The 15,546-nt window shown below is 35.5% G+C and carries 14 protein-coding genes; 9 read left to right on the plus strand and 5 right to left on the minus strand.

Annotated elements, in window-relative coordinates; translation table 11 throughout:
• Window positions 1-61 precede the first annotated feature (61 nt).
• Both Q0992_RS12035 and Q0992_RS12040 read right to left on the minus strand, forming a co-directional pair.
• On the minus strand, window positions 62-412 hold the full coding sequence (locus Q0992_RS12035; RefSeq protein WP_299524519.1) for a hypothetical protein: 351 nt from the start codon (window positions 410-412) through the stop codon (window positions 62-64).
• Window positions 412-1,386: a polyprenyl synthetase family protein gene (locus Q0992_RS12040; protein ID WP_299524522.1), complete on the minus strand. Its 975-nt coding sequence runs from the start codon at window positions 1,384-1,386 to the stop codon at window positions 412-414. The genes Q0992_RS12035 and Q0992_RS12040 overlap by 1 nt, the downstream gene beginning before the upstream one ends.
• A gap of 121 nt (window positions 1,387-1,507) precedes the next feature.
• Between Q0992_RS12040 and Q0992_RS12045 the strand changes: the two genes are divergently transcribed.
• The 8 genes from Q0992_RS12045 (at window position 1,508) to Q0992_RS12080 (ending at window position 12,599) form a co-directional block, all read left to right on the plus strand.
• Window positions 1,508-2,113, plus strand: a complete 606-nt coding sequence (locus Q0992_RS12045) for a TetR/AcrR family transcriptional regulator (protein ID WP_299524525.1) — start codon at window positions 1,508-1,510, stop codon at window positions 2,111-2,113.
• Between the two features lie 6 nt (window positions 2,114-2,119).
• A complete protein-coding gene (locus Q0992_RS12050) occupies window positions 2,120-3,463 on the plus strand; it encodes a TolC family protein (RefSeq protein WP_299524528.1) in 1,344 nt (447 codons plus the stop codon).
• A gap of 20 nt (window positions 3,464-3,483) precedes the next feature.
• On the plus strand, window positions 3,484-4,647 hold the full coding sequence (locus Q0992_RS12055) for an efflux RND transporter periplasmic adaptor subunit (protein ID WP_299524531.1): 1,164 nt from the start codon (window positions 3,484-3,486) through the stop codon (window positions 4,645-4,647).
• Window positions 4,648-4,664: 17 nt separating this feature from the next.
• Window positions 4,665-8,336, plus strand: a complete 3,672-nt coding sequence (locus tag Q0992_RS12060) for an efflux RND transporter permease subunit (protein ID WP_299524534.1) — start codon at window positions 4,665-4,667, stop codon at window positions 8,334-8,336.
• Between the two features lie 156 nt (window positions 8,337-8,492).
• Window positions 8,493-10,247: an aspartate--tRNA ligase gene (aspS, locus tag Q0992_RS12065; protein ID WP_299524537.1), complete on the plus strand. Its 1,755-nt coding sequence runs from the start codon at window positions 8,493-8,495 to the stop codon at window positions 10,245-10,247.
• Between the two features lie 46 nt (window positions 10,248-10,293).
• Entirely contained in the window at window positions 10,294-12,075 is a 1,782-nt protein-coding gene (locus tag Q0992_RS12070; RefSeq protein ID WP_299524540.1) for a chloride channel protein, read from the plus strand.
• Window positions 12,072-12,317, plus strand: coding sequence for a hypothetical protein (locus Q0992_RS12075; protein ID WP_299524543.1), 246 nt, complete (start codon window positions 12,072-12,074; stop codon window positions 12,315-12,317). Before Q0992_RS12070 ends, Q0992_RS12075 begins: the two co-directional genes overlap by 4 nt.
• Before the next feature lie 90 nt (window positions 12,318-12,407).
• Window positions 12,408-12,599 (plus strand): cold-shock protein, encoded by a 192-nt coding sequence (locus Q0992_RS12080; protein WP_299524546.1) that lies wholly within the window; start codon window positions 12,408-12,410, stop codon window positions 12,597-12,599.
• Window positions 12,600-12,624: 25 nt separating this feature from the next.
• On the opposite strand, the gene Q0992_RS12085 is transcribed toward Q0992_RS12080, so the two are convergent.
• Both Q0992_RS12085 and Q0992_RS12090 read right to left on the minus strand, forming a co-directional pair.
• The gene (locus Q0992_RS12085; RefSeq protein ID WP_299524549.1) at window positions 12,625-13,101 is read right to left on the minus strand and encodes a protease complex subunit PrcB family protein; all 477 of its coding nucleotides are present in this window, start codon (window positions 13,099-13,101) and stop codon (window positions 12,625-12,627) included.
• 13 nt (window positions 13,102-13,114) lie between these two features.
• Window positions 13,115-13,564, minus strand: a complete 450-nt coding sequence (locus tag Q0992_RS12090; protein ID WP_299524551.1) for a nucleoside deaminase — start codon at window positions 13,562-13,564, stop codon at window positions 13,115-13,117.
• 65 nt (window positions 13,565-13,629) lie between these two features.
• Between Q0992_RS12090 and Q0992_RS12095 the strand changes: the two genes are divergently transcribed.
• The gene (locus Q0992_RS12095; protein ID WP_299524554.1) at window positions 13,630-15,399 is read left to right on the plus strand and encodes a 1-deoxy-D-xylulose-5-phosphate synthase; all 1,770 of its coding nucleotides are present in this window, start codon (window positions 13,630-13,632) and stop codon (window positions 15,397-15,399) included.
• On the opposite strand, the gene Q0992_RS12100 is transcribed toward Q0992_RS12095, so the two are convergent.
• Window positions 15,373-15,543: a hypothetical protein gene (locus Q0992_RS12100; RefSeq protein ID WP_299524557.1), complete on the minus strand. Its 171-nt coding sequence runs from the start codon at window positions 15,541-15,543 to the stop codon at window positions 15,373-15,375. The genes Q0992_RS12095 and Q0992_RS12100 overlap by 27 nt on opposite strands.
• Between the last annotated feature and the right edge of the window lie 3 nt (window positions 15,544-15,546).

Genomic DNA, 15,546 nt, shown 5'->3' on the forward strand with positions numbered 1-15,546 from the left:
ATAGCCAATAATTGCACAACTTTTTTAATTGAAATTTTCAGAGAAGCACTAACTTCATTTTTTAAGCGAATTTAGATTTGTACCAAACCTTTTGCCATTCGCGCTGAAGGATTAAAAACGCAACATGTTCTGAAAGCTTAACTAAATCTTCACCATCTAAAGCACGAATTTTACTTTCGGAAACATCAACCTGATAAAGAAGATTCAGGTAATCTGAAAATTTATTTTGAATCAAATGAAAAAGGGTTTCTTGTAGCACTAATTTTAAGCTCAAAGGCAGGGTTTCTTCATCAAATTCCAAACCCACATTGGCATACAATAAATCCTTGTTCAATTGAACAATTAGCTTTTGATAAAGATTAAATGCATTGACTTCAGCAATTAAGTCGTCAAAAGTACTTGGCAGTGTCATTACACACGTCTTGTCATTAAATATTCACCAAACGACCTCAGCAATTGCTTCTTATTACTAGAAATATTTAAGTCTTCAAGAATATTAAACGCTTTATCTGTATAGACTTCAACAGCATCTTGTGTAGCTTGAGTGGCACCCGAATTATTGAAAAGGGCTTTTACTTTACTAATCTTTTCATCATTAGAAATTGAGCTACTCGACATAACAGTAATTAAAGTAGATGTATCATCTTCATTGCCTAACTCTAAAGTCTTAAGGTATAAATAGGTTTTTTTGTTCTCTAAAATATCTCCCCCTACTTGTTTACCAAAAGTTTCTGGATTACCGAAAGCATCGAGGTAATCATCTTGCAATTGAAACGCAATACCTAAATAACGTCCAAAATCATAAATTAAATCCTGATCTTCTATAGACGCATTGGCAACAATGGCACCCATTTTCATAGCTGAACCTACCAAAACAGCTGTTTTGTACTCAATCATTTTTAAATATTCAGTAATGGTAACATCATCTCTAGTCTCAAAATCGATATCGTACTGCTGCCCTTCACAAACTTCCAAGGCTGTTTTACTAAAGAGTTTTGCTAAAGATTGAAACGTTTCTGGCTCATAATTTTCAAATAACTTATAGGCTAAAATCAACATAGCATCACCTGAAAGTATGCCAGTATTTAAATCCCATTTTTCATGTACCGTCTTTTGACCTCTTCGTAAAGGTGCGTCATCCATAATATCATCATGAATCAATGAAAAATTATGAAATACCTCAATCGAAAGTGCGGCATCCATTGCGGATTTGATATTGCCGTCAAAAATTTCACAGGCCATTAAAGTTAGAACAGGTCGTAAACGTTTACCTCCAAGCTTAAGAATATAATTTATGGGTTCGTAAAGGTTTTTTGGTTCTTTTTCAACAGCAAAATCTTCTAAATAAGTAATAAAAGATTTTTGATAGGCTTCTATATTCTGCATAGCGCAAAAATAAGGCTTAATACATGTTTAAAGCTAACGTTACCAATGTTAAATAATTATTAAAACTTTGGAAACTTTTATTGTTTTTAAAGTTTCCTTATCTAAATTTGCAGCCTAATTTATGAGAGAAAAAATTATATACAAGGCATCTAAGTTATTCTTAACACTTGGTTTTAAGAGTGTTACTATGGATGATATTGCAAATGAATTGGGTATTTCTAAGAAAACCATCTATGTACATTTTAGCAATAAAACGAAGTTGGTAGAGGCAGTAACTTTCCATTTGTTTGACACTATTTGCGATGGAATAGATGATATTTGCGAAAAGGCTCCTAATCCAATTGAAGAGTTATACTCAATAAAAATGTACGTAATGCATCATCTTAAAAATGAAAAAACATCTCCAATTTTTCAATTAAAGAAGTATTACCCTCAAATCCATAACCAATTGAAGTTTAAGCAATTTGAAAAGATGCATACCTCTGTAGAGGAAAGTCTTCAGCAAGGTGTAGATTCAGGAGTTTTTAGAGATACTATAGATGTCGACTTTATTTCTAGAATGTATTTTACAGGTATGACAGGTATTAAAGAAGAACTGTTCTTCCCCAGGAACAAATACCCAATGGAGTATTTAATGGAAAGCTATCTAGAATACCACTTGCGTGCTATCGTTACCGAAAAGGGGTTCAAAATATTAAATCAATTTATAACGAAAAATCAATCATAACAACTAATGAAACATATTTCAATACTACTAATGCTGATGTGTTTAAGTTTTGGATTTTCCCAAGACATCCCTAATAGCTTTTCCCTACAAGAGGCTATTGACTTTGCATTAGAAAATAATAGAGTTGCAAAAAATGCGGCGCGAGATATTGAGGCTGCCGAAAAGCAAAAGTGGGAGACCACTGCCACTGGCCTACCTCAACTAGACGCCAATATTAGCTATCAGAATAATTTAAAGCAACAGATATCCTTGGTGCCAGCGGAATTCTTCGGTGGAGAAGCAGGGGAGTTTGTTGAAGTTATATTTGGTGTACAACACAATGTCAATGCTACCGCAACTTTAAATCAACTCATCTTTGATGGCTCATACCTTGTAGGTCTTCAATCCGCGAAAGTCTTCCTTGAAATTTCAAAAAATGCGAAGGTTAAAACAGATTTAGAAGTTAGAAAGAATGTAATTAGTGCTTATGGCAATGTCCTTTTGTCTGAAGAAACTATAACCATTTTAGAAAAAAATATTGATGTAGTCCAGGAGACATTAGATGAGACCACAAAAATTTATGAAAATGGATTAGAAGAACTAGAAAGTGTTGAACAGCTCCAAATCACATTATCTAATCTTCAAAGTAGTTTCAATAATGCTAAGCGCCTAAAAATTATAGCATACCAAATTCTCAATATTGCTATGGGTATTGAGTACACCGCATCGATAACTTTAACGGATACTCTTGAGGATTTAACCTTAAAAAACATCTCTTTGGAAACCTTAGAACAGCAAGATGATGTTACGACGACGATAGACTATCTTATCGCGGAGAACGACAGAAAATCAAAGGAGTTACTGTTAAAGTTAGAAAAATCTAAAGCTTTACCACGACTAAGTGCTTTTTTAAATGGTGGTTATTTAGGGTTTGGTAATGAATTTACATTTTTTAACCGCGATCAAGATTGGGCAGGTTTTTCAACACTCGGGTTTAGCCTGGATATACCTATTTTTAGCTCAGGTGGAAGAAGTGCAGCAACACAACGCGCAAAAATAAATCTCGAAAAATCCAAAGATGAATTAATTGAAACCGAACAGCGACTTGGTCTCGAAATTGAAACTGCTAAAAGCAACTACAGGTTTTCTACAGAAGACTATTATAACAAAAAACGTAATCTTGATTTGGCAGAACGTATTGAAGTAAAAAATCAAACTAAATTTTTTGAAGGTATTGGCTCTAGTTTTGACTTAAGACAGGCACAAATCCAATTATATGATGCACAAAGAGATTTATTACAAGCTATGTTGGATGTTATAAATACCAAAGCAGAACTGGAAACTATTACCAATAGAATTTCAGAAAACTAATCCATAATAAACACTAAAAAATGAAACATATATTATCCATAGTATTAATCGTCGTTCTCTTTACCGCTTGTAGTGGAAACAAGAATACCGATTCTGTAGACACTGTAATTACTGAAGGTGATTTGGAAAAAATGAAAAGTAAGAGAGATCAGGTTTTAAAATCCTACGATAGCATAGGCAAAATCCTAGGTACTTTAGAAGTTGCTATTTCGGAGAAAGACACCTTAAAACGATTACCATTGGTGACATCTTTCAAAGTTAAAGACACATTGTTTAACCATTTTATTGACATACAGGGTGATGTAGACACTAAAGAGAATATTATTATTTACCCTGAGTATTCTGGTACTTTGACCCACATCTATGTTAAGGAGGGACAAAATGTATCCAAAGGGCAATTATTAGCTAAAATTGATGATGGTGGTCTAGCTAATCAATTAGCACAAATGAAAACGCAATATGAATTGGCCAAAACTACTTTTGAAAGACAAGAACGCCTTTGGAACCAAAAGATTGGAAGTGAAATTCAATACCTTCAGGCCAAAGCCAGTATGGAAGGCCTTGAGAACTCAGTAAAGCAAATGCAATCGCAACTAGGCAAAACTAATATTAGAGCGCCTTTTTCTGGAACCATTGACGAGATAATCACAGATCAGGGGCAAGTTGTAAGTCCTGGAGCCAACCAGTTAATGCGTGTTGTAAGTTTAAAAAACATGTACGTAAAAGCATCCGTTCCAGAGACCTACCTCGGCACCATCAAAAGAGGCACATACGTTAATGTCGCATTCCCATCCCTTGGTCAACAAATTGATGGCAAGGTGAGACAAGTTGGTAATTTTATCAATCCAAACAATAGAACTTTCGAGATAGAGATAGCAATTCCTAATAAAGAGCAACTTATAAAACCGAACTTAGTTGCTAATCTAGAAATTAACGATTACAAAAAGGAAGGTGCACTTGTAATTCCTGATAACGTTGTGCAAGAAAACGCATTAGGACAAAAGTTTGTTTATCTCATTCCTGACGTAAAAAATTCTGAAACTAAGGTCATAAAGACCCAAGTCGACTTAGGATTAGCTTATGGCGGTTATGTAGAAGTATTGAATGGTATTAAGGATGGTGATGTCATTGTTAAAGACGGTGCCATAACCATGAGAGATGGTCTTACAGTAAAAGTAAAATAATCTATTAGTTATTAATCATGGAAAAAACAAAATATAAATATTTCGGCCTCTCATCATGGTCAATAGACAATAGAAAAACAGTCTTTGTTATTATTGCCATTATACTTATCGGAGGTCTATTGAGCTATTCGTCCTTACCAAGAGAATCGTTTCCTGAAATCATAGAATCAAAGATTTATGTGAGTTCTATATATCCAGGAAATGCAGCAGAAGATGTTGAAAAATTAATCACCAAACCTTTAGAGGAAGAATTTGATGATATTACAGGTGTTACCAAAATCACTTCTACCTCAGTACAAGATTATTCATCAATTCAGGTGGAATTTCAGGAAGACATAACTCCAGAAGAAGCAAAAGTTAAGATTAAAGATAAGATTGATAATGTAAAAGCACAGCAAGACTGGCCTACTCTTGATGGTGGCGTAAAGGTAGAGCCAAATGCATTCGATCTTAACATATCTGAAGTAACACCAATTGCCAATATCAATATCACAGGAGATTTTACTTCCGAACAATTAAAGGACTTTGCAGAATTACTCCAGGATGAGATTGAAGAACTTCAAGAAATAAAAGAAGCACAAATCTTAGGAGCAGAAGAAAAGGAAGTTGAGGTAGCGGTTGATATTTTTAAAATGAATGCATCCAACCTAAGTTTTAATGATATTATTGGTGCCATTCAATCCGAAAATGTCACAATTTCTGGTGGAAATGTTATTCAAAATGGCATGCAAAGAAACATTCGAGTGCTTGGGGAAATCGACGACCCTCAACAACTCCAAAATGTCGTAGTTAAAAATGATGGTGGACGAATTCTTTTAAGAGATATTGCCAAAGTTAACTTTAGAGAGAAAGATAGAACAACCTATGCCAGAGAATATTCCGATCCTGTGGTGATGTTGAGTATTATGAAGAAAAGTGGCGAAAATATGATTACCGCTATTGAAAAAATAAAAGTAATTATAGAAGAAGCAAAAGCCAACTATCTTCCAAGTAATGTAAATATTTCTATTACCAATGATCAATCCACCCGAACTGAAGCGCAAGTCTCTGAATTAGAGAATAGTATCATATTTGGTGTTCTTTTAGTTGTTGGTGTTTTAATGTTCTTTTTAGGGTTTAGAAATGCCATATTTGTCGGTATAGCCATACCGCTATCCATAATGATGTCCTTTTTAATATTACCCATATTTGGTGGTTTTATAGGCATCAACATAACACTCAATACCATGGTACTATTTGCTACGGTTATGGGGCTTGGTATGCTGGTAGATAATGGTATTGTGGTCGTTGAAAATGTATATCGATTGATGGACGAAGGTGTACCAAGGTTAGAAGCCGCCAAACAAGGGGTAGGTGAAATTGCATGGCCAATTATAGCCTCTACCGCAACGACACTAGCTGCGTTTTTACCTTTAGGGTTTTGGCCAGGTATTATGGGTAAGTTTATGATTTATTTCCCATTAACACTTGCCACAGTTTTAGGATCTTCTTTATTTGTGGCATTGATTATAAATTCAATGTTGACTTCGGTGTTTATGAAAACCGAGGAGGCAAAAATGGAAAAAAAAGCCCTAGTTAGAATCAGTTTAAGCTTATTCGCTTTTGGTGGCTTACTAGTGGCATCTTATTTCATGAAGAATGGAATTATATTCATGTCATTAGGCTTAGTATCTTTATTACTAGGAATTATTTTAAGTGTAGTTGGATGGCTTAATAGAAAATGGACTCACATTCTAAAAATTGGTTTAGCTATCTTTGGAATAGGCATTTTCTTTTCAATCATCGGGTTTACAGGTGGACCAAAAGCATTTTTAGGGTTTGGTAATCTATTTATTTTACTATCTGGTATCCTATGGGCGCATAAATACTTTTTATTACCGCTTTCAGAAAAATTCCAGAATACTTTATTACCTGCTTTAGAAAATAGATACAAGCGCTTTTTAGATTTTGCACTTAGAGGAGGTAATGCCTATAAGTTTTTCTTCGGAACATTTGGGTTACTCATTCTTTCATTTTTTGTTTTTGGAGCATCTTCAATCAACACCTTATTCTTCCCAGAGAATGAAGCTAACCAGGCCATAGTTTATATTGAATATCCTGAAGGTACAGATATTGCCAAAACCAATGAGGTCACTCAAGATATTGAAGCTAAAGTCATAGAAACCTTAGATCAATATACCTACATGAAAGACGGAGTGCCTTATAACTACATGGCAGAGTCTATTATTTCGCAAGTAGGTGAAGGCGCAGGCAATCCACAAACTGATGGAGGTTCTCAAAACGAAATGCCACATAAAGGTAAGGTTACTGTTTTGTTTAGAGAGTATAAATACCGCTTAGATGCAAATGGCGAGAAAGTGAGCAGTAATGATGTTTTAACAGAAATGCGAAAAGCAGTTCAAGGCTACCCAGGTGTTTCTGTAATCGTCGATAAAAACCAAGATGGACCACCAGCGGGTTATGCCATAAATTTAGAGATTAAAGGTGAGGATTATAATGAATTATTAGTCGAGGCAGAGAGCATTCAGCAATTTGTTAATCAGTCTAATATTCCTGGAATCGAGGAACTGAAAATCGATGTTAATCAAAATAAGCCTGAAATGGAAGTTTTCGTTGATCGAAAAAAGGCTGGTGATCTTGGTGTTAGTACTGCCATGATTGGCCAGACATTACGACAAGCGATATATGGTTTTGATGCATCAACATATAAGGAAGGGGAAGATGATTACGACATATACGTGCGTTTTAACAATGAAAACCGATATAACGAAAGTGCACTTTTCAATCAATCTGTGACGTTTAGAGATAACAATGGGAATCTCAAAAAAATACCAATATCATCTGTTGTCAACAAGCGTAATATTGCCACATTTAGCTCTATCAAACGTAAAAATTTAAAGCGAGTTATCACCATCTATTCTAATGTTTTACAAGGCTATAATGCTACCGAAATTGTGGGCAAAATCAATAACCTAATGACTAATTACAGCTTGCCCAGAGGTATCACTTATGAGTTTACTGGTGAGCAAGAAGAGCAAGCTAAAAACATGGCTTTTTTGCAAAATGCGCTTATTATAGCATTAGCACTAATTCTATTGGTCATTGTAGCACAATTTAACTCCATAAGTAAACCTATAATCATTTTTGGAGCTATTATTTTAAGTTTTATTGGTGTGCTATTCGGAATGGTCATCTTCGGCGATGACTTCGTAATTATTATGACAATGATGGGTATTATTGCCCTAGCAGGAATTGTAGTAAATAATGCCATCGTACTTATTGACTATACTCAATTGTTAGTAGATAGAAAAAAACTCGAACTTGGTCAAGAGGAAAACAGTCTTTTAACTAGGGAGCAATATCGGGAAGTTATAATTGAAGGTGGTAGAGCACGTTTAAGACCAGTTTTATTAACAGCAATCACCACAGTATTAGGTTTATTGCCTTTAGCAATCGGTTTTAATATTGATTTCTTTTCTTTATTTACAGAGTTTGATCCAAAAATTTATTTTGGTGGAGATAATACCATATTCTGGGAACCAATGTCTTGGACGATTATTTACGGATTAATTTTTGCAACCTTCTTAACTTTAGTTATTGTTCCAGTAATGTTTTATTTATTGAATAGAGCAAAAATTAGGTTTGCATCCAATGAAAAAAATACTGAACTAGTTATAGATAAGCAGTAATTAAAAAAGCCCTTAGATATTTCTTAAGGTTTGATTAATAGCGAAAAAAGCCGCAACAATTGTTGTGGCTTTTTTATTTTTTTGTCCTTAAGTTGATTAAATTTGCACCGCTGTTCACCAAAGCTCTTTAGAGTGCGAAGCATTTAATTTTTTGATATGTATAGAAGTCATAATTGTGGCGAATTAAGAGTCACCGATAACAACACAGAAGTTACACTGGCAGGTTGGGTACAAGGAGTTAGGGATAAAGGATTTATGATTTATGTAGATCTTAGGGATCGTTATGGTATAACCCAACTTTATTTTGATGAAGACCAGACTTCAAAAGACTTAATGGAGCAAGCTCAAAGGCTAGGTCGCGAATTTGTGATTCAAGTTAAAGGAACCGTTCAAGAACGTGCCTCAAAAAATCCAAATATCCCAACAGGTGACATTGAGGTTCTAGTATCGGAATTAACAGTTCTAAATAACTCCCTTGTACCTCCATTTACTATTGAAGATGCTACTGACGGTGGTGATGATCTTCGTATGAAGTACCGTTATCTAGATATTCGCCGTAATCCTGTTAAAGACAGTTTGATTTTTAGACATAAAGTGACCCAAGCGGTTAGAAATTATTTATCGAGTGAAGGTTTTATTGAAGTTGAAACTCCTTACTTAATAAAATCCACACCAGAAGGTGCTCGCGATTTTGTGGTACCGTCGCGTATGAATGAAGGTCAATTTTATGCGCTTCCACAATCACCTCAAACTTTCAAACAATTATTGATGGTAGGTGGAATGGATAAATACTTTCAAATTGTAAAGTGTTTTAGGGATGAAGATTTACGAGCGGACCGTCAGCCAGAGTTTACACAGATAGACTGCGAAATGGCTTTTGTAGAGCAAGAAGACATTTTAAATACTTTTGAAGGTTTAACAAGACATCTCCTCAAGGAAATCAATGGAGTTGGAATAGACAAATTCCCTCGAATGCTCTATGATGATGCGATGCGTCTTTATGGCAACGACAAGCCAGACATTAGATTTGGGATGGAGTTTGGTGAACTCAACACGGTTGCTCAGCACAAAGACTTCAATGTCTTTAATTCAGCTGAATTGGTCGTTGGTATTGCGGTTCCTGGCGGAAATAGTTATACCAGAAAAGAGATTGACAAACTCATTGATTGGGTAAAACGACCGCAAGTTGGGGCCTTAGGTATGGTCTATTGTCGTTGCAATGATGATGGTTCATTTAAGTCTTCGGTAGATAAATTCTATGACCAGGACGATTTAGCCAAATGGGCAGAAGTTACAGGAGCCAAAGCAGGCGATTTAATCTGTGTGCTTTCTGGTGAAACCCATAAAGTAAGAGCACAGTTAAGTGCGTTGCGTATGGAATTAGCAGAACGTCTAGGTTTACGTAAACCTAATGAGTTTGCTCCACTTTGGGTGATGGATTTCCCACTATTGGAATGGGACGAAGATACCGAACGCTACCATGCCATGCACCATCCGTTCACTTCACCTAAACCTGGTCAGTTAGAATTGTTGGATACTAAACCAGGAGAGGTTAAAGCCAACGCTTATGATTTAGTCTTGAATGGTAATGAAATTGGAGGAGGCTCTATCCGTATCCACGACAAAGCAACCCAAGCTATAATGTTAAAACACTTAGGGTTTTCAGAAGAAGGAGCCAGAGCACAGTTTGGTTTCTTAATGGATGCTTTTGAATATGGTGCACCACCACATGGAGGCATTGCTTTCGGGCTTGATAGACTGGTAGCTATTCTTGGAGGCCAAGAAACCATAAGGGATTTTATTGCCTTCCCAAAAAATAATTCGGGTCGCGATGTAATGATAGATGCACCAGCTCCCATTGATGATGAACAACTTGAGGAACTCAATTTAAAATTGAATTTAAAATCATAATAACCAAATCCTGCAAAAGCAGGATTTTTTTATTTAGATTTAAGCTATGCCAACTAAATCGAATTTTTTCAAGCGCTTACACATTTGGAGATACAAGCATATCTCTGAAAAAAACTTTATCTTTTTATTAAGTTTACTCATTGGGTTAATAGCCGGTTTAATTTCAGTTTTTATTAAGAACGTCACCTTTGCCATTGAAGCAATCCTTGAAAAAGGTATCATTCTCTCTGAGAACAGTATTTATTTTATTTTGCCCATTGTAGGATTGTTTCTAGTCTACTTATTCGTTAGGTATATTTCAAAAACACCTAGCAAACACGCCATTCCATCTATATTATTTGCTTTATCAAAACGCGATGGCATTATTCATAAACGGAACATCTATTTACCATTGATAACGGCACCATTAACCGTAGGTTTTGGAGGTTCGGTTGGTTTATTAGGACCAGCCATTGCGTCGGCGTCAGCCTTAAGTTCTAATCTAAGTCGTTTATTGCATATTGACCGTAAGACGAGAAGCTTACTCATTGCCTGCGCTGCCGCAGGCGCCATTGCTTCTATTTTTAAGTCTCCGATTGCTGCCATAATTTTTGCTATCGAAGTCTTTAGTTTAGATTTAACTTTTGCTTCCTTATTACCACTTTTAATAGCATCCGTTTCTTCCGTAATCACCTCCTATTTCTTTTTGGGTGATAGTGTACTTTTCGATTTTAATGTCACAGATAAGTTTGCCATCAAAGACACTTTATTTTATATTTTATTAGGTATAGGCACTGGCATTGCCTCTATCTATTTTTCAAAAATCTATTTTGGGATTACCGCTTTCTTTAATCGATTTAAATCCGCACGGCAAAAGCTGATTATTGGAGGAATCGCCATTGGAGTGATGTTATTTTTTATTCCACCGCTCTATGGTGAAGGGTTTGGTTTTATCAACAACTTAATGTTAGGTAATGATACTGAAGCTCTGGGAAATACACCTTTTGATCAATATTTGGATAATATTTGGATTGTTATCGGATTACTTTTTGGTATTACCATCTTTAAAGCTATTGCGATGACAACAACCTTTGTGGCTGGAGGAACTGGTGGAATTATTATTCCTTCATTGGTAATGGGTAGTGCCTTAGGCAATGTCGTTGCTAAAGTGATTAACCATTGCGGTCTGGGTTTTTCAGTATCTGAGGCTAATTTTACATTAATTGGAATGGCTGGTCTTATTGCTGGTGTGCTTCATGCACCATTAACCGCTATTTTCTTAATTGCTGAAATTACTGGTGGTTACCAATTGTTTGTACCTCTAATGATTACCTCTTCAATGTCTTTCATCATTAACAAAAATGGACTCGACCATACCATATACACTAAAGAGCTGTTAGAAAAAGGAGCCCTATTAACCCAGAATAAAGATAAAAGTGTGTTAACCCTTATGAAGCTAGACTCAGTTATTGAACAAGACTTTGTAACCCTATACCCTGAAATGACTTTAGGAGACATGCTAAAAAAAGGCGTTTCAAAATCGAATCGAAATTTGTTTCCAGTGATTGATGAAACACATAATTTCATAGGGATTATTCAGTTGGACAATATTCGGTCGGTGATGTTCGATCCAAGTCTGTATGACTCTACCACGGTTGAAACCTTTATGCAAAAACCACCAGAAATTATTTATTACGAAACCGATTCCATGGAAAAAGTAATGACAAAGTTCCAAACCTCTCGTGCGTGGAACCTGCCCGTAATTAAAGACAATAAGTACTATGGTTTTGTTTCAAAATCCAAGCTCTTAACGGCTTATCGCCGCGAATTGATTAATTTTACATCATGAAACCTATTCACATCATAACGTTAATTGCTTTTATCGCTTCAATCACTAGTATAGTTTGTGGTTTGGCATTAAGTGTTGATTATTCCCAAAAACTTGTTGGCTTTGGTGTACTCGGTTTATTTCTCGTTGTTTTTCCCCTATTTTCCTACTACAGATGGAAAGGGAAAGATGTAAAAGACTACATGTTAACAAAGGAGAATCTTGAAAAAATGAGAGAAAACCAAAAGCGTCACAAGTATTAAGAAATTGTAACTTTTTGAAATAAAGTGCCTTATTTCTCATTAGTGAAATAAATAACTGTACCTTTGCACTTTAATTTTTATTTATTTATAATGACTGGAACAGTTAAATTTTTCAATGATTCCAAAGGCTATGGATTCATTACCAACGAAGAAACAGGAAAAGACATCTTCGTACACGTATCAAACCTTAATGGCGTAGAGTTACGCGAAGGTGACAATGTAGAGTACACAGAAGAAGAAGGAAGAAAAGGAATGGTAGCTGCTAATGTACAGGTACTATAAGTATATATCTTACAAGTTTCAACGCTCAACCTTTGGTTGGGCGTTTTTTATTTAAAGACAATTGCAAGTTATTTTTTATAATCTTTACGATATAATAAGGCTGCGTCATAACGGAAGTTGCCATTCCTTCAGGGGATTTGTGCATGACTTCTACTAAAATACGATCTGTATTATTTTCAATATTTAATTCTATGCTATAACCTCCTGAGATCTTTACCTCATCAAAAACAGCAACGATTCTAAATTTTGAAAAATCTATTTTAGTCTCCAAAAAACTTTCAGACACGCTATTTACCGAATTTATCTTCTCTAATAATTTGTCCCAGTCTTTTTCATTAGAAATCACTGTGCTTTGCTTTTCTAATCCTTCGTCACCTGAACCGTAAAGGTTACCTTTAGCAATCAAAACCACATTTTCAACACCACTTGTTTTAGAGTTATTGGCTTTTGTCTTACAATTTAAAGGAAGTAAAAGTATTAGTACGACAATGATTTTATTCATGTTAAATAGTCTCTTAGTTCAAATTACGCTTTTCAATAAAAAAACGCTTCATAAGTTCTGATGCTTCATCAGCCAAAATACCACTGACCACTTTAGTTTTAGGATGTAGTTGAGTTCCCATGGCTCTAAATCCGCGCTTTTCATCAGAAGCCGCATATACAATTTTAGCAATCTGGCTCCAGTACAAAGCACCAGCACACATTTGACAAGGCTCTAATGTAACATAAAGTGTACATTTGGTTAAATACTTTCCTCCTAAAAAATTAGCTGCAGACGTAATAGCTTGCATTTCTGCATGTGCAGTGACATCATTTAACTGCTCAGTGAGATTATGAGCTCTAGCAATAATCCGATCTTCAACCACAATGACTGCACCTACTGGGATTTCTCCTTTTTCAAAGGCTACCTCAGCCTCCTGAAGTGCTTTTCGCATAAAATAGGTGTCATCATATGGCTTAATCATAGTGGTAAAAATACGATTCTATTTGAACTAATAATATAATTTCTATATGGTACATTTGTAGTACTTTGAAAAAGTTGTTAGAACATATTAATCTGCCTAAAGATTTACGTCAACTTAAGTCATCTGACTTACCTCACCTTGCCAAAGAGTTACGTGAGTTTATCATCAATATTGTGGCGACCAAAGAAGGCCATTTAGGGGCAAGTTTGGGAGTTGTAGAATTAACCATTGCCTTACATTATGTGTTTAATACTCCTGAAGATTTGTTAATTTGGGATGTTGGGCATCAAGCCTATGGTCATAAAATTTTAACTGGTAGAAAAAACATATTTGATACCAATAGGCAACTCAATGGTATAAGTGGATTTCCTAAGCGAAGTGAAAGTACGTATGATACTTTTGGTGTAGGGCATTCTTCCACTTCAATTTCCGCCACTTTAGGGATGGCAATTGCATCACAGCTTAAAGGAGAAGACATACATCATATTGCAGTTATTGGTGATGCTTCTATTGCTAGCGGCATGGCTTTTGAAGGACTCAATCATGCTGGAGTTACTGATGCTAATCTGTTGGTTATCCTTAACGATAACGCTATAGGTATCGACCCTAGCGTTGGAGCCCTAAAACAATACCTCACCAATGTAAAAAAGGGCACTCAAAAGCAAGATAATGTTTTTGAAGCTCTAAACTTTGACTACTCTGGTCCGATTGATGGTCATGATTTACCGCTTTTAATTTCAGAATTAGAACGACTTAAAACAATTAGAGGACCTAAATTCTTACATGTCATTACCACCAAAGGTAAAGGCTTAAAACAAGCTGAAAAAGACCAAGTAAAATACCATGCACCCGGCAAATTCGATGCTAGCACTGGAGAACTAATTGCTAAATCCGGCTCTAGCCAGCCACCAAAGTATCAGGATGTCTTTGGTGAAACGATTGTTGAACTCGCTTTAGAAAATGAAAAAATCATTGGTATTACTCCTGCTATGCCAACAGGAAGCTCCTTAAAATATATGATGGGAAAAATTCCAGATCGCGCCTTCGATGTTGGTATTGCAGAACAGCATGCTGTAACCCTAGCTGCTGGTATGGCTAGCCAAGGACTCATTCCGTTTTGTAATATTTATTCTACCTTTTTACAACGTGCTTACGATCAATTGATTCATGACGTTGCTTTGCAAAACCTCCCTGTTATTTTTTGTCTAGACAGGGCTGGATTAGTAGGTGAAGATGGTGCAACACATCATGGTGTTTTTGACTTGGCCTATTTAAATTGTGTTCCTAATCTCGTCATTTTTGCTCCAAGAGATGCCATCGCTTTACGAAACATCATGTATACGGTTCAATTAGGCATTGATTTTCCTATTGCTATTCGTTATCCAAGAGGTAGAGGGCACCTTCTAAATTGGGAAAAACCTTTCAAAATTATTAAAATTGGTAGAGGTGTAACTCTAAAAAAGGGAAAGCAAGTTGCAGTTCTATCTGTAGGAACCATGGCAAAAACCGTAGAAGATGCTATAGCAGATTTAGACGTATCGCATTACGATATGCAATTTATAAAACCACTTGATGAAGACTTATTGCATAAAATCTTTAGAGAACACAAAACAATATTAACCATTGAGGATGGTACTGTTGTAGGAGGTTTTGGAAGTTCTATTTTAGCGTTTGCCAATAAAAATAACTATAAGCAACCCATTGAGGTATTAGGTATACCAGATAAATTTATTGAACATGGCTCAGTTAGTCAACTGCATCAACTTTTACAATTAGATTCAAAATCCATAAAAAAGAAAGTTGAAGATTTACTCTTCGTTCTCAAGAATAGCTAAATCTGTTTGATTTTCAATCTGCTCTACATCTGAAGTATCTTGAATAACCATTTCATCTTTCTGATAAGAGATATCATCGAGCATTAATAGACAAGCGAGGACTACCATAAAAATGACCAAGCCTCCGGCAATATTATTTCTCATAAG

It is taken from the genome of Winogradskyella sp., from assembly GCF_028289625.1.
GTDB lineage: Bacteria > Bacteroidota > Bacteroidia > Flavobacteriales > Flavobacteriaceae > Winogradskyella.